General features: G+C 72.8%; 16 protein-coding genes. 9 read left to right on the plus strand and 7 right to left on the minus strand.

Translation table 11 applies throughout. The features are described 5' to 3' along the window. Positions 1 to 222 precede the first annotated feature (222 nt). From ACWGH1_RS27760 to ACWGH1_RS27770, 3 genes are all read left to right on the plus strand, one after another. On the plus strand, positions 223 to 1275 hold the full coding sequence (locus ACWGH1_RS27760) for an alpha/beta hydrolase (protein WP_453355845.1): 1053 nt from the start codon (positions 223 to 225) through the stop codon (positions 1273 to 1275). 257 nt (positions 1276 to 1532) lie between these two features. After that, a complete protein-coding gene (locus tag ACWGH1_RS27765; protein WP_453355844.1) occupies positions 1533 to 2609 on the plus strand; it encodes an alpha/beta hydrolase in 1077 nt (358 codons plus the stop codon). A gap of 8 nt (positions 2610 to 2617) precedes the next feature. Then, entirely contained in the window at positions 2618 to 3403 is a 786-nt protein-coding gene (locus ACWGH1_RS27770; protein ID WP_453409099.1) for a trypsin-like serine peptidase, read from the plus strand. 16 nt (positions 3404 to 3419) lie between these two features. Here the strand turns inward: ACWGH1_RS27770 and ACWGH1_RS27775 are convergent, their stop codons facing one another. The 3 genes from ACWGH1_RS27775 to ACWGH1_RS27785 all read right to left on the minus strand — a co-directional run bounded on the left by ACWGH1_RS27775 (position 3420) and on the right by ACWGH1_RS27785 (position 6511). Continuing rightward, positions 3420 to 4313, minus strand: a complete 894-nt coding sequence (locus tag ACWGH1_RS27775) for an EamA family transporter (RefSeq protein WP_453355842.1) — start codon at positions 4311 to 4313, stop codon at positions 3420 to 3422. Between the two features lie 46 nt (positions 4314 to 4359). Beyond that, on the minus strand, positions 4360 to 5196 hold the full coding sequence (locus ACWGH1_RS27780; protein ID WP_453355841.1) for an isocitrate lyase/PEP mutase family protein: 837 nt from the start codon (positions 5194 to 5196) through the stop codon (positions 4360 to 4362). A 202-nt stretch (positions 5197 to 5398) separates the two neighbouring features. Next, a complete protein-coding gene (locus ACWGH1_RS27785) occupies positions 5399 to 6511 on the minus strand; it encodes a pyridoxal-phosphate dependent enzyme (protein WP_453353519.1) in 1113 nt (370 codons plus the stop codon). 201 nt (positions 6512 to 6712) lie between these two features. On the opposite strand from ACWGH1_RS27785, the gene ACWGH1_RS27790 reads away from it, so the two are divergent. The 6 genes from ACWGH1_RS27790 (at position 6713) to ACWGH1_RS27815 (ending at position 13251) form a co-directional block, all read left to right on the plus strand. After that, positions 6713 to 7867 carry a DUF4190 domain-containing protein gene (locus ACWGH1_RS27790; RefSeq protein ID WP_453353520.1) on the plus strand — a complete coding sequence of 385 codons (1155 nt, stop codon included), beginning with the start codon at positions 6713 to 6715 and terminating at the stop codon, positions 7865 to 7867. A gap of 141 nt (positions 7868 to 8008) precedes the next feature. Next, positions 8009 to 8761 (plus strand): GntR family transcriptional regulator, encoded by a 753-nt coding sequence (locus ACWGH1_RS27795; RefSeq protein ID WP_453353521.1) that lies wholly within the window; start codon positions 8009 to 8011, stop codon positions 8759 to 8761. A gap of 234 nt (positions 8762 to 8995) precedes the next feature. Continuing rightward, positions 8996 to 9190: an SPOR domain-containing protein gene (locus tag ACWGH1_RS27800; RefSeq protein ID WP_453353522.1), complete on the plus strand. Its 195-nt coding sequence runs from the start codon at positions 8996 to 8998 to the stop codon at positions 9188 to 9190. A gap of 62 nt (positions 9191 to 9252) precedes the next feature. Further along, positions 9253 to 9657 (plus strand): (deoxy)nucleoside triphosphate pyrophosphohydrolase, encoded by a 405-nt coding sequence (locus ACWGH1_RS27805; RefSeq protein WP_453353523.1) that lies wholly within the window; start codon positions 9253 to 9255, stop codon positions 9655 to 9657. Positions 9658 to 10049: 392 nt separating this feature from the next. Further along, positions 10050 to 10478 carry an ATP-binding protein gene (locus ACWGH1_RS27810; protein WP_453353526.1) on the plus strand — a complete coding sequence of 143 codons (429 nt, stop codon included), beginning with the start codon at positions 10050 to 10052 and terminating at the stop codon, positions 10476 to 10478. A gap of 157 nt (positions 10479 to 10635) precedes the next feature. Next, positions 10636 to 13251 carry a SpoIIE family protein phosphatase gene (locus ACWGH1_RS27815; protein WP_453353527.1) on the plus strand — a complete coding sequence of 872 codons (2616 nt, stop codon included), beginning with the start codon at positions 10636 to 10638 and terminating at the stop codon, positions 13249 to 13251. Between the two features lie 171 nt (positions 13252 to 13422). Here the strand turns inward: ACWGH1_RS27815 and ACWGH1_RS27820 are convergent, their stop codons facing one another. The 4 genes from ACWGH1_RS27820 to ACWGH1_RS27835 all read right to left on the minus strand — a co-directional run bounded on the left by ACWGH1_RS27820 (position 13423) and on the right by ACWGH1_RS27835 (position 17253). After that, entirely contained in the window at positions 13423 to 14196 is a 774-nt protein-coding gene (locus ACWGH1_RS27820; RefSeq protein WP_453353524.1) for a succinate dehydrogenase/fumarate reductase iron-sulfur subunit, read from the minus strand. Beyond that, positions 14193 to 16097: a fumarate reductase/succinate dehydrogenase flavoprotein subunit gene (locus ACWGH1_RS27825; protein ID WP_453353525.1), complete on the minus strand. Its 1905-nt coding sequence runs from the start codon at positions 16095 to 16097 to the stop codon at positions 14193 to 14195. Before ACWGH1_RS27825 ends, ACWGH1_RS27820 begins: the two co-directional genes overlap by 4 nt. Before the next feature lies 1 nt (position 16098). Next, entirely contained in the window at positions 16099 to 16932 is an 834-nt protein-coding gene (locus tag ACWGH1_RS27830; protein WP_453353528.1) for a hypothetical protein, read from the minus strand. Between the two features lie 102 nt (positions 16933 to 17034). Next, positions 17035 to 17253 (minus strand): hypothetical protein, encoded by a 219-nt coding sequence (locus ACWGH1_RS27835; RefSeq protein ID WP_453357661.1) that lies wholly within the window; start codon positions 17251 to 17253, stop codon positions 17035 to 17037. Positions 17254 to 17307: the final 54 nt, after the last annotated feature.

Raw genomic sequence — 17307 nt, forward strand, 5'->3', positions numbered from 1 at the left:
CCCCGATCCGGGCCCGGCCGGGGCGGGTCCGCGGCTTTTTTGGCCGGTTCGGGAACTCCCGGCAGGATTCGTACATCAGCACTAGTGGGTCAGTAATCGGGATGCCCGATGCCCCACCCACCCCGTTCAGCGTTCGGAGCGAAGTCCGTGCCTCAGCACCCGCAGGGCCCGCGGCCCCACGAGACGACCGGCGGCCGCGCGCCCAGGCGGTCCCGTCGCGCGATGTGGACCAGCGCCGGCCTCGCGGTCGCGCTGATCGCCGGGGGCGGCGGCTTCGCCGCCTGGAAGGCCGAGTGGTTCTCCGGCAACGGCCGGGCCGTCTCCTTCGGCAAGACCGCCCCGACCGCCGACGCGAAGGCGCCGCGGAGCCCGGAGCAGCGGGCCCCGTCGGCCCCGCCGCGGCCCACCGGGGACCCGGACGTCCTCATGGAGACCGGCCCGCGGTCCGACTTCAAGCAGACCGCCAAGCTGGACGACGGCACCGTCATCGCCAAGACGCGCCTCGCCGGCGCCAAATCCGGCTTCGAAGGCGACGTCTGGGTCTGGACGCCCAAGGAGTACAGCGACCCGAAGTACGCCAAGAGCGCCTTCCCGGTCCTGATCTCGCTGCCCGGAGGCAACGGCTTCCCGGCCAACTACTGGTCCGACCGCAGCCTCGGCCTCCAGAAGGCCGTCGAGGAAGGCGTCGCGGCCGGGACCAGCCTGCCGTTCATCCTGATCATGCCGGTGCTCAACCCGGACAACAAGTACTACTACGACGGCTCGGACATCCCCGGCCGGCCCAAGATGGGCACCTGGCTCGCCGAGGACGTCCCGGACTTCACCCGCGCCAACTTCCGTACGTACAAGTCCCGTGACGGCTGGGCCTTCATGGGCTCCTCCTCGGGCGGCTTCGTCGGCATGAAGCAGGTCCTCCAGCACCCGGACCGGTTCAAGGCCGTGATCGCCAGTGGCGGTGAGATCGTTCCCGACTCCCCGCTCTGGAAGGGCCACCAGACCGAGATGGACGAGAACAACCCGGAAAAGCTCGCCAAGAGGCTGATCGACGGCAAGGGCCCGGACGTCTACATCAACTTCCAGGTCGGTACGAAGGAGACCGGCAAGGACCGGATGCTCAAGTTCCAGCGCGAGTACGGCACCGGCCCCGTCAAGACGACCATCCACGACATCCAGAACGGTGAACACAACGGCTGGCATTACGTCCGGGGGATGAAGGAAAGTTCCCTGGAGTGGATCAGCAAGGTGCTGAAGGGCCCCGTGCCCGCCGCCGGCTGACGAGCCGCCGCACCGCCCCCGGCGTGCGCGAACGGCCGACGGTCCGGTCCCCGGGCCGGTACGCCGACCCGTACGCCGGGCACCACGTGGGCCCGCCGTCGCGCGGGGGCGCCCGTCCCCCGCGTGGCTCTCACCACGTCGCACCCGTCCCAGGCAACCCATAGCGTCGTTCACACCTCTGTAAGGGGTGTAAGGGGGACCAATCGGTCCGACCCGCGCTCGCGCAGGGCGCCGGAGAAGGAACGGGACAACGATCCGTGCAGCAAGACCAGCAAGGCGACGGCAGCCCGACGACCAAGACCACCGGCCGCCGCCGTCTGATCCTCCTCAGCGGCGGCCTCGCCCTCGCCCTCGCCGCCGGGGGCGGCGCGGCCGCGTACGAGACCGGCTTCTTCTCGGGCGTCGGCGAACCGGTCGCCTTCGGCAAGACCCAGGAGACCGCCGCGGCCGCCGTGGAGATGCCCCGGGGCGTCCGCATGCCCACGGGCCCGAGGGCCGCGTTCGTCCGCGCCGCCCGGCTGCCCGACGGCACCCAGATCGCCAGGACCACCCTGACCGGGGCGAAGTCCGGCTTCACCGGTGACGTATGGGTGTGGGTGCCGAAGGAGTACGACGAGCCGAGGTACGCCAAGAGCGCCTTCCCGGTCCTGATCTCGCTGCCCGGCGGCCGCGGCTACCCCACCAACTACTGGGGGACCGGCCCCGGCCTCGGGCTCCAGCAGGCCGTGGCCGACGGCGCGAAGGCCGGCACCAGCCTGCCGTTCATCCTGGTCATGCCGGTGATCAACGCCGACACCAAGCACCACTTCGACGGCTCGGACATCCCCGGCCGGCCCAAGATGGGCACCTGGATGGCCGATGACGTCCCCGATTTCGCCAAGGCCAATTTCCGCACCTTCACCTCCCGCGACGGCTGGGCCTTCATGGGCTCCTCCTCGGGCGGCTTCGGCGCCTTCAAGCACGTCCTCAAATACCCCGACCGGTTCAAGGCCGTGATCGCGAGCGGTGTGGACATCGTCCCCGACTCCCCGCTGTGGAAGGGCCACCAGAGGGAGATGGACGCGAACAACCCGGAGAAGCTGGCCGCCAAGCTGATCGAAGCGGGCGGCCCGGACGTCTACGTCAGCTTCCAGATCGGCACCAAGGAGAGCGGCCGCGACCTGGCCGAGGGCTTCATGAGGGAGTACGGGAAGGGCCCCGTGCACACCCGGCTCCAGGTGATCCAGGATGGCGAGCACAATGGCAAGTCCTACGTGCGGGGCATGAGGGAGGGTTCCTTGGAGTGGATCAGCAAGGTGATGCTCGGGCCGACCCCCGACCCCGACGTGCCGTGAGCCCGCCGGTGAAGGGACGCGCCGTCATCGGTGCGCTGGCCGCCGCCGGGATCGCGGCGGTGTTCGGCGTCGCGTTCGTGGAGGCGACGGGCGACCGGGCGGTGCACCCCTTCCCCACCGTCGGAGTCCTGATGGCCAACGGGGAGCACTGGTGCACGGCCAGCGTCGTCGACAGCCCCAAGGGCAACGTCGTCGCCACCGCCGCGCACTGCGTGGCCCCCGCCGGCGAGGACGGACAGCCGGGCGAGGCCGCCCACGACGGCCAGGCCGTCGGCGAGCTCGCCTTCGCTCCGGCCTTCTCCGGCGAGGGCTCGGGCACCCGGCCGCTCGGGCTGTGGAAGGTCCGGTCCGTCCACGTGGACGACCGCTGGACGAAGTGGGGCGACGAAACCGCCGACTTCGCCTTCCTCACCGTCGAGCCCGACGAGGACGGCCGCAGCGTGCAGGACCGCGTCGGCCGCGACGAGGCGCCGAAGCCCGACTGGACCTCCGGGTACGAGCGGGAGGTCACCGTCGTCGGCTACCCCGAGTCCGACCGCAACCCGCAGAACAAGCCGGTCTCCTGCACGACCCAGACCCGGCACGACGAGGACGACCCCGCCATGCTGTACATCAGCTGCTCGGGCTTCTGGACGGGGACCAGCGGGAGCCCCTGGATCGCCGACCGGGGCGGCCCGGGCCGGCCGGGCCGGCTGATCGGGGTGCTCAGCGGCGGCGACACGGACGTGGACTCCACGGCCGCCCTGTACGACGAACGGGCGAAGGCGCTGTACGAGCGGGCCGCGCGCGGCTGAACCGGGCCTGCGCCCCTCAGCCCCGCTCGGTGCTGACGATCAGGCCCACCCCCGCCACGACGATCGCGCCGCCGGTCACGATCGGCCAGGTCAGCGGCTCGGCCAGGATCAGCCAGCCCAGCGCGACGGCGACGACCGGATTGACGTAGGCGTACGTGGACACCAGCGACAGCGGCGCCGAGCGCAGCAGCCACACGTACGCGGTGAAGGCGACGAGCGAGCCGAACAGCACGAGGTAACCCAGCGCCAGCCACGAGGCGGTGGAGAACTCCGCCGGACGCAGACCGTGCTGCTCGCCCCGGGCGAGGCCGGTGAGGATCCCGCCGATCCCGCCCGCGAGCATCTGGTACGCGCTGCCCGCGAACGGATTGGCGGGCAGCGGCAGCTTCGAGGCGGAGAACGAGCCGAGCGCCCACAGCACCGAGGCGGCCAGCACCAGCAGCACCCCCGACAGGGCTACGTCGCCACCGACCCCGGGGCTGGTCAGCACGGCCAGACCGGCCAGCCCCAGCAGTACGCCGGCCACGGTGCGGGCCGGCGGCCGGTCCCCGGTGGCCGCCCGGAGCAGCACGAGCCACATCGGCACGGCGGCGACGAGCAGGGCCGCGAGGCCGGAGGGGATCGAGGTCTCGCCGAGCACCACCAGGCCGTTGCCGCCGAGGATCAGCAGCAGACCCACCAGCACCGCCGAGCCGAGCTGCGCGCGGGTGACGCGGAGCGCGGACGGGCCGAAGCGCCAGGCGACGATGCCGGCCAGCAGGAGCCCGGCCGTGACGAACCGGGCCCCGGCCGAGAGGAACGGCGGCATCGTCCGCACGACGACGCGGATGCCGAGGTAGGTCGAGCCCCACAGGACGTAGACCAGGCCGAGGGCGACCCATACGGAGCCGGAGATCTTCGATGTGCGCATCACGGGAGCCTACGGTGAGGGTCTCCGGACCGGCCTTCGCGGGCCGTCAGCCCCCCAGCAGGCCGTTCAGCTCTCCGTACGGCAGGCCGCCGGAGAGGGCGTCGTAGCTGCCGGCGGTGAGCAGCTCCTCGGTGGCGCGGCGTACGACGGCGTACGCGGCCTCCGCCACCGCGGACCCGAGGCTGACGCGGGCCGCGCCGAGGGCGCCGAGCTCGGCGACGGTCGGGGCACCGGGACCGACGAGGACGTTGAGCGGGGCGTCGATGCCCTTGGCGAGCTCCGCGACGGTGGCGGGGTCGGTGACCCCGGGCACGAAGATGCCGGAGGCCCCGGCCCGCAGGTAGGCCGCGGCGCGGGCGAGGGTCTCGTCGAGGCGGGTGTGCGGTTCGCCGAGGCCGAAGAGGTACGTGTCGACGCGGGCGTTGATGTAGAGCGGGATCCCGGCGGCGTCGGCGGCGGCTCGGGCGGCGGTGATGCGGTCGGCGTGGTCGGCGGGGGCGCGGTTGCCGTCTTCGATGTTGATCCCGGCCGCGCCGGCGGCCAGGACGGCGGTGACGGTCTCGCCGACGCCGGCGGGGTCGGTGGCGAAGCCGCCCTCGATGTCGGCGGTGACGGGCACGGAGACGGCGGCGACCACGCGGGCGACGAGGTCGAGCGCGCGGGCGCGGGCCAGGGCGTCGCCGTCGGGCGAGCCGAGCGACCAGGCGACGCCGGCGCTGGTGGTGGCGACGGCGGGGGCCCCGGCCGCCTCGACGAGGCGGGCGCTGGCGACGTCCCAGGCGTTGGCGAGGGCGAGGGGGGAGGCGGGGGTGTGCAGGGCGGTGAAGGTGCGGGCGCGGGTTGCGGTGGCGGTTGCGTTGGCGTTGGCGTTGGCGGTGGTCATGGGGTCAGTCCAGCAGAGGGTGGGGGGTGGGGGCTGGCCATTTTCCGACGGGGTCGTGGGGAGGGCAGTCCGGGTGCGGCCCGGTTGCGCTGCGCGGCCCCGGCTGCGCCGGCCTCTGCGGGGCCTCCGCCCCGCGTCCCGCGCCTCAAACGCCCGCGGGGCCGGAAGGACGCCTCAGACGCCGGCGGGCTGAACGGGCGCCTCAAACGCCCGCGGGGCCGGTGTGGTTCGCGCCGCACAGGGGGAGGGCCGCCGTGCGGTCTTGCAGGGGGTCGGCGGGGGAGGCGGGGGAGACCGCCGCCCAGCAGGCCGCCGCCGTCGGTTCGACCGAGAGGCCGCGTCGGGCCAGGTCCGCGCGGGCCGCACGGAGGCGGTCGTCCGGCACCGTCACGATGGCACCGCCCGACTTGCGGACCGCCGCCAGGATCTGCCGGGCCCGCGGCGGGGCCGGGATCGCGATGCCCTCCGCCAGGGTCGGCCGCTGCACCACGGGCCCCGCGTCGTCGGCGCCCGCCGCGAACGCCGTCGCCAGCGGGGCCACCGCCTCCGCCTGTACCCCGATCAGCGCGGGCGGCCGTACGCCGCGCCGGGACAGCTCCTCCACCGCCAGGGCCGCGCCCAGCAGCAGCGTGCCGTTGCCCACCGGAACCACCAGCACCTCGGGCAGCCTTCCCCCGAGTGCCTCCCAGATCTCGTACACGTACGTCTTCGTCCCGTGCAGGAAGTACGGGTTGAAGACGTGGCTCGCGTAGAAGACCCCCGGCTCGTCGGCGGCCGCCCGGGCCGCCCGGGCCGCCGCCTCGCGCCCGCCGGGTACCACCCGGACCGCCGCCCCGTGCGCCCGCATCCGCCCGGTCTTCTGCTCCGAGGTGCCCTCCGGCACGAAGACCTCGCAGTTCAGCCCGGCCCGCGCGCAGTACGCCGCGAACGCCGTCCCCGCGTTGCCGCTGCTGTCCGCGACCACCCGCTCCGGGCCCAGCCTCCGGGCCAGCTCCACCAGCATCACCGCGCCCCGGTCCTTGAAGGACAGCGTCGGCATCAGGAAGTCGAGCTTGGCGTGGATCCGCTCCGTCAGCGGCACCAGCGGGGTGAGTCCCTCGCCGAGCGAGACCGGGACCTCCCCCTGCAACGGCAGCACCGGTGCGTACCGCCACAAGGAGGCAGGACCGGCCGCCGGTTCCAGCGCCACCGCCGGGTCCGGTACGAAGTCGAGGTCCCAGGGGCCGCCGCACGCGGGGCAGCACCACCGCGCGGTCGCCGCTTGCGACCGTGTGCCGTCTTCGGGGCAGATGTAACCGGGGAGTTCCTGCGCCATACACGGATGTTACGCGGCCGCCGGGCTCAAGGCGGGCCGTTCCGGGCCGTCCTGACGCTGGTCCCGCGCGCCGGCGCGGCCGGACCGTGAAAACGGGGGCCGACCGGCGGACCGGTCGCCTCCGCCTCGTACGATGCGCGCAATCGTCCGCGCCCCGCGCCCTCGCGCCCCGCGCGCCCTTGTGATGGAGCACCGCACCTCGTGACCACTCCGCCCCTGCCGCCCCCTCCCGCCGGCCCGGGCCGGCACTGGCCCCCGCCGTCCGCGTGGGGCTCGCCCGTGACCCCGCTGCCGCCCGCGCTCAACGGCTTCGCCGCCGCCTCGCTGCCGGTCGGACTGCTCTGCCTGCCGCCGCTGGGCATCGTCCTCGCCGTCGTCGCGCTGGTGCAGATCGCGCGGAAGGGCGACCGCGGCAGGGCACTGGCCGTGGTGGGCCTGGTGGTGTCCCTGGCGATGACGGCGGCCCTGCTGTACGCCACGGGCCGGTACGCCGACCCCTTCCTCCAGCGCCTCGGCTCGGCGCGCACCGCCCGGCACGTCGAGGGCCGGCTGACGGATCTGGACCAACTGCAGTCCGGCGCCTGCTTCAACGTTCCCGGCGGTGACCTCCTGGCCGAGCGCGCCCCGGTCTACGCGACGCAGTGCGCGGGCGTGCACCACGCGGAGGTGACGTTCGTGGAGATCATGGAGGACGGGCCGTTCCCGGGGGCGGAGCGCCTCAAGAGGGCCGCGACGGACACCTGCTGGAAGTGGCAGGACGAGTTCGCCATGGACAGCTGGGCGCTGCCCGACTACGCCGAGATGTACTACTTCGCGCCCTCGGTGCAGGCGTGGCACGTCGGGGACCGGCGGCTGGTGTGCGTCATAGGCACCTCCACCAAGGAGCACCGGGGCAGCCTGCGCCATGACGAGGCGACCCTGAGGCCGGATCAGGTGACGTTCCTGCGGGCGATGAACGGGGCCGACCGGGCGATCGGGCGCGAGCCGGAGGCGGACGTCGACGGCGCGCTCGCGGAGTACCGGACGTGGGCGCGGGAGGTCGAAGCGGCGCTGGGCGGCGAGGCGCGGATGCTGGAGACGGCCCCCGTGGCGCGCCCGGCGGCAGCCGCTCCGGCGGCGGCCCGGCTCAGGGAGGTCGAGGCGGCGCGCAAGCAGTGGCGGCGGGCGGCCGCGGCCACGACCCCCGGCCAGTTCCAGGAGGCCTGGGACCGGGCTCTGGACGGGGTCACGGTCGACACGGAAAAGGCGCTGCGCGGGGCGTACGGGCTGTCGACGGACGTTCCGCTCTGGCTGCGGTCCGTCCCGGAGGATGCGGGCGGTGGTTCCGGGAAGGGTCCCTCGACCGAGCGGGTGTGAGGGCGCGTCGGTGCGTAACGCGCGGTAACGGGTTTGAGTGACCAGGCTTCATCACTTCGGGTGAAACTCTGGCCTCTGCTTGCGGCGTACAACCATGGGTTGCCAGGGTGTAGCTGTCTGTCAACCTGATGGGAGTGGCCAGTGACTTTCGGTGAGCAGCCGGCCTATCTGCGCGTCGCCGGGGATCTGCGGCAGAAGATCGTCGATGGGTCCCTGCCCCCGCACGCCCGGCTCCCCTCGCAGGCCCGGATCCGCGAGGAGTACGGGGTGTCCGACACCGTGGCGCTGGAGGCCCGCAAGGTCCTGATGGCGGAGGGCCTGGTGGAGGGCCGCTCCGGTTCCGGCACGTACGTACGGGAGCAGCCCGTGCCGCGACGGGTGGCCCGCTCCGGCTACCGGACGGGCGGGCCGTCCACGCCGTTCCGCCAGGAACAGGCGGACGCGGGGGCGCGCGGTACGTGGGAGTCGAACAGCGAACAGGCCGACGCCCCGGCGGAGATCGCCAAACGGCTGGGCGTCGCCCCGGGGGACAGGGTCATGCGGACGCGCTACGTCTTCCGCGACGCGGGGGAGGCCATGATGCTCTCCACTTCCTGGGAGCCGCTGGCCGTGACCGGCCGCACCCCGGTGATGCTGCCGGAGGAGGGGCCGCTGGGCGGCTCCGGCGTGGTGGAACGGATGGCCGCGATCGACGTGGTCGTGGACAACGTGGTGGAGGAGGTCGGCGCCCGGCCGGGTCTGGCGGAGGAGATCGCGCTGTTGGGCGGAGTGCCGGGACACGTGGTCCTGGTGGTGAGCCGCACCTACTACGCCTCCGGGCTGGCCGTCGAGACCGCCGATGTGGTGGTGCCGGCGGACCGCTACCGGCTGGCGTACCACCTGCCGGTGCGGTGATCCGGCGCGGGTGGTGCGCCGGGTGACCCCCGCCGGACGGTGCGCCGTGTGAACGCGCGGTACTGGATGTGCGCCGGTGCACGCGCGGTGTGTTCGTACGCGTGGCCGGATGCGTACGCCTGCCAGGTGCCTCTTCGTGAAAAACCGTATCCGCTCAGTAAAGGTCGGGCGTAAGCTCGGGCATATGCGCAATGCGGTTTCCCGGGCAGGCATATCGGCGGAGGGTGAAACGCGATGAACGACAGCGGTGCCCCGCTCTCATGGCTGGTCATACGTCAGGACGACAACGGCAACCGCTACCGGGTGGGCCGCTACGCCACCCGGGCCGAGGCCCAGAAGGTCGCCGACAGTCTCGACGACCGGGGACACAAGCAGCTCTACTGGGTCGAGCGGGTCGGTCAGGACACCCAGACCGCGACGACGAACTGATCAACGCACTGATCGAAGAACCGGGCGCCGGGGCTGCCGGCGCGCTGGCATAGGCTCCGCCCATGACTGTACGCGTGGTCGTGGGCGGAGCCCTTTGTCATGACGGGCGGCTGCTGGCCGCCCGGCGCAGTGCGCCGCCCGAGGTGGCCGGCCGGTGGGAACTCCCGGGCGGGAAGACCGAACCGGGGGAGTCGGTCCCCGAGGCACTGGTGCGCGAACTGCGCGAGGAACTGGGCGTGGAGACCGAGGCGCTGGAGCGGATCCCCGGTGAGTGGCCGGTACGGCCGGGCCTGGTCCTGCACGTGTGGACGGCCCGGCTGGTGTCGGGAGTCCCGGCGCCGCTGGAGGACCACGACGAACTGCGCTGGCTGGGCCCGGACGAACTGGACTCGGTGGACTGGCTCGACCAGGACCGCCCCGCGGTCACCGAAGCCGGCCGCCGCCTCGCCCTCCTGAACCGCGAGTAAGCGCCCTTCGAACCCGCTGAATGAAGCCCCTGCCCTTCCCCTGCTAGAAGTCGGCACGGGCGAGTGAGGCGAAGGGGCGCGCCTGTGGGCGCACCTCCCGGCCGGAAGCTGGGGGAGAAGAGGGGCCTCGCGCGGAAGACCGCGAGGTACGAGCGGTATGAGCACGTGGCCGCTCTGAGTCAGGCTCGTAGCGCGCCGGAGCCGAACCGAGCCCCAAAAGAGGAAGGGGGGCGCGTGGCGGCTCGCGGTGTAGGCCGTCTGCGCCACAGTGCGCCGGTGGGTGAGGGATGGTGTGGTACGACGCATCAGATATCGGGTATGTCGCTATTAATCCGTATCTCGTCTCCGAAACGTCCCTGCTGAACCCGACTGGGGTCGCCGCGGCCCGGGAAGTGATCGGCGTGATCGACACAGACGGTGAGTGCGCCGAGTGGGCCTTCCCCGCCGAGCCCGGTGCCGTCCGCACCGCTCGCCACGCCGTGCGCGGAAAGCTCCGCGCCTGGGGCCTGGATTCCGTGGGTGACGTGACCGTTCTGCTGGTCAGCGAGCTGGTGACCAACTCCCTGCGCTACGCCTCCGGCCCCATCGGGGTCCGTCTGGAGCGGCGCGATTCCGCCGCAGGGGATACCGTGTCGGGTCCGGCGCTTCTCGTGGAGGTTTCCGATCCGCTTCCGGATCCGCCCCGCGAGCGGGTCGCCGACCCGGACGACGAGGGCGGCCGGGGCCTGCACCTGCTGGCCGTCTCGGCGCAGCGCTGGGGGACCCGGCACGGGAAGTCGGGCAAGACTGTGTGGTTCGAGTTGGCACTTCCTGGTGAGTAACAAGGAGAAGGGTGGCCGACCACCATCCAGAATGGCTCAAAACAACGGGACCTTTTTGTGATCGTGAACGCCGTGCCGTCCCGGGCCGTGGTGCTGAATACTTCGGTCATGGCCGGTCCGGTTGCGGTGAGCTGGAGGGGACGGTCGCGTGAGCGAGATACCTGCACAGGCACATCAGGCCCGCGTGCGCGGGGAGGCGTGGCATGACTCCCTGTGGCACAGCAGCCCGCCTGGCTCGATATACGACTACATAAAAGTCGCCTCTTTCTCGATCGGGCCGGACGGCCTCATCGACCAGTGGAGCCTGCGTGCCGAGGAACTCTTCGGCCTGACCGCCGCCCAGGCGGTGGGACGCGACCCGGTCGACGCGTTCATGCCGCCCGAACTGCGCGCCGGCGGTCACCGCAAGGTCGCGGAGATCCTCGACGGCGAGGAGTGGACGGGCCTGATCCCCTTCCGCATCCCCGGCGGGAACGGGGCGCACGGGGTGGCGGAGATCTACGTGATGCCCACCCGGACGGAGACGGGCCGACGGGCCGCCCTGTGCGTCGTCGTCGACGTACGCGCGCTGCGCCGGATCGAATCCGATCTCGCTGCTTCGCAGGCCATATTCGGTCAATCTCCCTTCGGCTTCCTGCTGTTCGGTACGGACCTCACCGTGCAGCGGGCCAACCGCCGGTTCGCGACGGTCTTCGGCGGCGCCGTGGAGGAGCACCGGGGCCGCACGGTCCACCACTACCTCCCGGCGCAGGAGGCCGACCGGATGACCGAGGCCCTGCGCCGGGTGCTGGAGACCGGGGAGTCCGTCAACGACCTGCGGATCACCGGCGCCACCCCGCGCAGCCGGGAGGACCGGCACTGGTCGATCAACCTCTACCGGGTGCACGACGGCACCGGCAGCCCCATCGGCATCGCCGGGATCGGCATCGACGTCACCCGCCGCCACCTCGCGGCCCGCGAGGCGGCCGGGGTCCGGCGCAACCTCGCCCTCCTCAACGAGGCCGGGCACCGGATCGGGAACTCCCTCGACCTGGAGACCACCGCCCGCGAACTCCTCGACGTCACCGTCCCCGGCTTCTGCGACCTGGCCTCCGTCGACCTCTACCAGGGACTGCTGCTCGGCGACGACGACCGGCCCGCCCGGCCGCAGGGCCGGCGCCGGGAGCTGCCGGCCCTGCCCGGGCAGGGGTCCGGGCGCGCGCCGTCCGCGCCGCTGCGGCGGGTGGCCTTCGCCTCCGCGGTGTCCGACGCCCCGCCGGCCGGGCCGGGTGCGCCCGTCTCCGTGGGCGAGATCCACCGCTACCCGGCCGGATCGCCGGGCGCCCTCGCGCTGCGGACGGCCCGGCCCCGCCTCGTCGAGGGCGGGGGTTCCGAGGACCTCGTGCAGTCGACGCTGGTCGTGCCGATGGTCGCCCACGACACGGTGGTGGGGCTCGCGCAGTTCTCCCGCGCGAAGGGCAGCGAGCCGTTCGGGGAACGCGACCGGGCGGTCGCGGTGGAACTCGCCGCCCGGGCCGCCGTGTGCATCGACAACGCCCGCCTCTACCGGCGCGAGCACGAGCGGGCGCTGATCCTCCAGCGGAGCCTGCTGCCCCCGGGGGACCCCGAGGCGGCCGGCCTGGACATCGCCTGCCGCTACCTGCCGGGGAACGCGGCGACCGAGGTGGGCGGCGACTGGTTCGACGTCATCGAACTGCCCGGGCACCGCACGGCGCTGGTCGTCGGGGACGTGATGGGCCGGGGGCTGCGCGCCGCCGTCGCGATGGGCGAACTGCGCACTGCCGTACGGACGCTGGCCCTGCTGGACCTCGAACCGGCCGAGGTGCTCACCGCGCTGGACGAGGTCGCCCGCGGCCTCGGCGCCCCGGGAGGCGCACAGCAGGCGTCGCGGGCGGCGCTGCACTCGCGGGACGCCGACCGCTCGGAGGTGTACCTCGCCACCTGCGTCTACGCCGTCTACGACCCGGTGACCCGGCGCTGCACCATCGCCAACGCCGGCCACATGCCGCCGGTCCTCGTCGAACCCGCCGAGGAGGGCGCCCCGCCGCGCCCCGGGCTGCTGCTGGAGGTGCCGCCGGGGATGCCGCTCGGCGTGGGCGGCGAGCCGTTCGAGGAGGTGGAGGTCGACCTGCCGGAGGGGGCCCTGCTCGCCCTGTACACCGACGGGCTCGTCGAATCGCGCGACCATCCGCTGGAGGAGGGCCTGAGCGGGCTGCGCAAGGCGCTGGCCGACCCGGCGCGCCCGCTGGAGGAGGTCTGCGACCACGTGCTGAACACCCTGGAGACCCGGCACGGCGAGGACGACATAGCGCTGCTGATGGCACGCGTCCAAGGGCTTCCGGTGGACGCGGTCGGGGACTGGCAGCTGCCGCGCGAGGCCCGGTCGGTGGGGCGCGCGCGGGAACTGGCGCGGGCGAAGCTGCCGGCGTGGGGCCTGGAGGAGCTGCTGGACACCACCGAGCTGCTGGTCAGCGAGCTGGTGACCAACGCCCTGCGGTACGGGGAGGGCGAGATCCGGCTGCGGCTGCTGCTCGACCGCACCCTGGTGTGCGAGGTGTGGGACGCGAACCTCGCCCAGCCGCGCCGGCGCCGGGCGCGCGACACCGACGAGGGCGGCCGCGGACTCCAGCTGGTCGGGCTGCTGTCCGCCGGGTGGGGCACGCGGCGGACCCACCGGGGCAAGACCGTCTGGTTCGAACTCCCGCTGCCGGGCGCGGCCGCGGAACCGGTGACGGAGCTGTCGGCGGAGCAGCTGCTCGGCATGTACGGGTAGCCGCGCGGTCCGGGCGGTTGCCCACCGGCCCGGGCCGCCGGAGCCCGGGCCGCCGGTCCGTGCGGGACCTGTCCGCCGGTCGATCCCCCACCCGCACCGGACGTGCCCCCTGACTCACGTCGATGACGTTCCCCAGGGGGCATCGTGGCTGCGATGTGAACAGCCGGGGTGCTAGGGCTGCGAACGCCTGCCGATCTTGTTCCCCAGCCACACCAGCGGGTCGTACGTGCGGTCCACCACCCGCTCCTTCAACGGGATCAGCGCGTTGTCGGTGATCTTGATGCCCTCGGGGCAGACCTCCGTACAGCACTTGGTGATGTTGCAGTAGCCCAGTCCGTGTTCCTCCTGGGCGGTGCGCTTGCGGTCCAGGCCCTCCCCGGCGGCCGCGTCCAGCGGGTGCATGTCCAGCTCCGCCACCCGCATCAGGAACCGCGGACCGGCGAAGGCGCTCTTGTTCTCCTCGTGGTCGCGCACCACGTGGCAGGTGTCCTGGCACAGGAAGCACTCGATGCACTTGCGGAACTCCTGCGAGCGTTCCACGTCCACCTGCTGCATCCGGTACGCACCCGCGGCGACCCCGGGCGGCGGCACGAAGGCCGGCACCTCCCGCGCCTTGGCGTAGTTGAAGGACACGTCCGTCACCAGGTCGCGGACCACCGGGAACGCCCGCAGCGGGGTCACGGTGATGGTCTCTTCCCGCGAGAAGGTGGACATGCGGGTCATGCACATCAGCCGCGGCCGGCCGTTGACCTCCGCGCTGCACGAGCCGCACTTGCCCGCCTTGCAGTTCCAGCGGACGGCGAGGTCCGAGGCCTGCGTGGCCTGGAGGCGGTGGACGATGTCCAGCACCACCTCGCCGTCGTTCACTTCGACGGTGAAGTCACGCAGCTCCCCGCCGTCCGCGTCGCCCCGCCAGATCCGGAACCGGGCGTCGTAGGTAGTCACTCGTAGAGCTCCTCTTCGGCGAGGTACTTGGCCAGCTCTTCCTTCTCGAAGAGGGCCAGCAGGTCAGGGCGAATGGGTTCGGTACGGGTCCGCTCCAGGCGGATCCGGTCCGCGGCCGGCCCGTCCCCGGGCCGCGGTTCCACGAGCCGGCACAGCAGGTTCACCGGCCGCCAGTCCCGCTCCATCGAGGGGCGGTCCTCGCGCGTGTGGCCGCCCCGGCTCTCCGTGCGCTCCAGGGCGGCCCGCGCCACGCACTCGCTGACCAGCAGCATGTTCCGCAGGTCCAGCGCCAGGTGCCAGCCCGGGTTGAACTGGCGGTGGCCCTCGACCCCGGCCCGCGCGGCCCGCGCCCGCAGCCCGCGGAGCCGCTCCAGCGCCTCGGCCATCTCGCCCTCCCGGCGGATGATGCCGACCAGGTCGTTCATCGTCGTCTGGAGCTCCTGGTGGAGGGTGTACGGGTTCTCCGCGCCCTCGGCGGCCTGGAAGGGGACCAGCGCCTCGGCGGCCGCCGCGTCGACCTCCGCCTGCGAGACGGCCGGGGGCGCGCCGTGGCCGGAGGCGTACTGCGCCGCGTGCAGCCCCGCCCGCCGGCCGAACACCAGCAGGTCGGAGAGGGAGTTCCCGCCGAGCCGGTTCGAGCCGTGCATACCGCCCGCGACCTCACCGGCGGCGAACAGCCCCGGTACCCCGGGGGTGGCGGCGGTGTCCGACTCGACCGCGATCCCGCCCATCACGTAGTGGCAGGTCGGGCCGACCTCCATCGCCTCCGCGGTGATGTCCACGTCCGCCAGCTCCTTGAACTGGTGGTACATCGAGGGCAGCCGCCGCTTGATGGTCTCGGCGGGCATCCGCGTGGACACGTCCAGGAAGACCCCGCCGTGCGGGGACCCGCGCCCGGCCTTGACCTCGGAGTTGATGGCCCGGGCCACCTCGTCGCGCGGCAGCAGTTCGGGCGGGCGCCGGTTGTGGTCCGGGTCCTCGTACCAGCGGTCGCCCTCCTCCTCGGACTGCGCGTACTTCTCCTTGAACACGTCCGGGACGTAGTCGAACATGAACCGCTTGCCCTCGCTGTTGCGCAGCACCCCGCCGTCGCCGCGCACCGACTCGGTGACGAGGATGCCCTTCACCGAGGGCGGCCAGACCATGCCGGTGGGGTGGAACTGCACGAACTCCATGTTCAGCAGCGGGGCCCCGGCGAGCAGGGCCAGCGCGTGGCCGTCGCCGGTGTACTCCCAGGAGTTGGAGGTCGTCTTGAAGGACTTGCCGATCCCGCCCGTCGCCAGCACCACCGCCGGGGCCTCCAGCACGAAGAACCGGCCCGTCTCGCGCTCGTAGCAGAAGGTCCCCGAGACCCTCTGCCCGTCCTTCAACACCCGGGTCACCGTGCACTCCTGGAAGACCTTGAGCCGGGCCTCGTAGTCCCCGTACTCCTTGAAGTCCTCCTGCTGGAGCGCCACGATCTTCTGCTGGAGGGTGCGGATCAGCTCCAGGCCGGTCCGGTCCCCGACGTGGGCGAGGCGCGGGTACTCGTGGCCGCCGAAGTTGCGCTGCGAGATCTTCCCCTCGGGCGTCCGGTCGAACAGGGCGCCCCAGGTCTCCAGCTCCCAGACCCGGTCGGGCGCCTCCTTCGCGTGCAGTTCCGCCATGCGCCACTGGTTGAGGAACTTCCCCCCGCGCATGGTGTCGCGGAAGTGGACCTGCCAGTTGTCGCCCTCGTTGACGTTGCCCATGGAGGCGGCGATCCCGCCCTCCGCCATCACCGTGTGGGCCTTGCCGAAGAGGGACTTGCAGATCACGGCCGTACGGGCACCCCGTTCGCGGGCCTCGATCGCGGCCCGCAGCCCGGCGCCGCCCGCGCCGACCACGACCACGTCCCACTGCTGCCGGTCGACTTGAGCCATGTCAGAAGATCCTCGGGTCGGTGAAGGCGCCGCTGGCCACCAGGTAGACGTACAGATCGCACAGGGCGACGCTGATCAGCGAGGCCCACGCCAGCTGCATGTGGCGGGCGTTGAGCCGGCTCACCCAGCCCCACAGGCGGTAGCGGACGGGGTGCTTGGAGAAGTGCTTGAGGCGGCCGCCGATGATGTGCCGGCAGGAGTGGCAGGAGAGCGTGTAGGCCCAGATCAGCACGATGTTCACGAGGAACAGCAGCGTGCCGACGCCCATGTGGCCCCACTCGTAGCGGTCGTTGCGGAACGTCAGCACGGTGTCGTACGTGAGGATCCCCGCGACCGGCAGCGCCGCGTAGAAGAAGTACCGGTGCAGGTTCTGCAGGATCAGCGGGAACCGGGTCTCGCCCGTGTACGCGGTGTGCGGCTCGGCGACCGCGCAGGCGGGCGGCGAGGCCCAGAAGCCCCGGTAGTAGGCCTTGCGGTAGTAGTAGCAGGTCAGCCGGAAGCCGAGCGGGAAGACCAGGATCAGCAGGGCGGGGGACAGGCCCCACCAGCTGCCGAACAGGTCCAGGTTGGGGCCGCCGCGCATGGTCCGGCAGTTCTCCGCCAGACAGGGCGAGTAGAAGGGCGAGACGTAGGGCGCCGCGTAGTAGTCGGCGTTCGCGAAGGCCCGCCAGGTCGAGTACGCGATGAAGGCGAGCAGTCCGGCCGCGGTGCCGGCGGGCGAGAGCCACCACCGGTCCGTGCGCAGGTGACGGGCCGCGATGGCGGCCCGGGCGGGTCCGTGGACGCCGGACCGAGGAGGCCGGTGGGATGGGGGCAGGTCGGTGCCTGTGGCCAAGGGGGACTCCGGGTGGAGTGATGAGGGGTGGCCCGGCGGACCCGGCCGCGCGCTGCGCGGCCGGGTCGGACGGGGTGTGGGTGTGCGGGGGAGTCTGCCGGGTCAGGGGGCCCGGCGGTCGCGGGCGCCGAGGCCCTCGTCGTCGGAGTCCGTCCACAGCGTGCTGTCGTACGGGGTGTCCGGGACGGTGACCATGCCCTCCTTGCCGGGCCGGGAGGCGGCCGGGGCCTGGCGGGCGACGTCCTGCTCCAGCCGCTCGACGGAGCGGACCAGCTCGTTCAGGTTCCGTCGTACGGCGGTCAAATCGTCTTGCAGGGACATGAGGTGCCCTCACTTCCGCGCGTGCGCTGGCAATGCTCCTGGGCGCCTGCGAGT

The sequence above is a fragment of the Streptomyces sp. NPDC054883 genome (assembly GCF_053610645.1).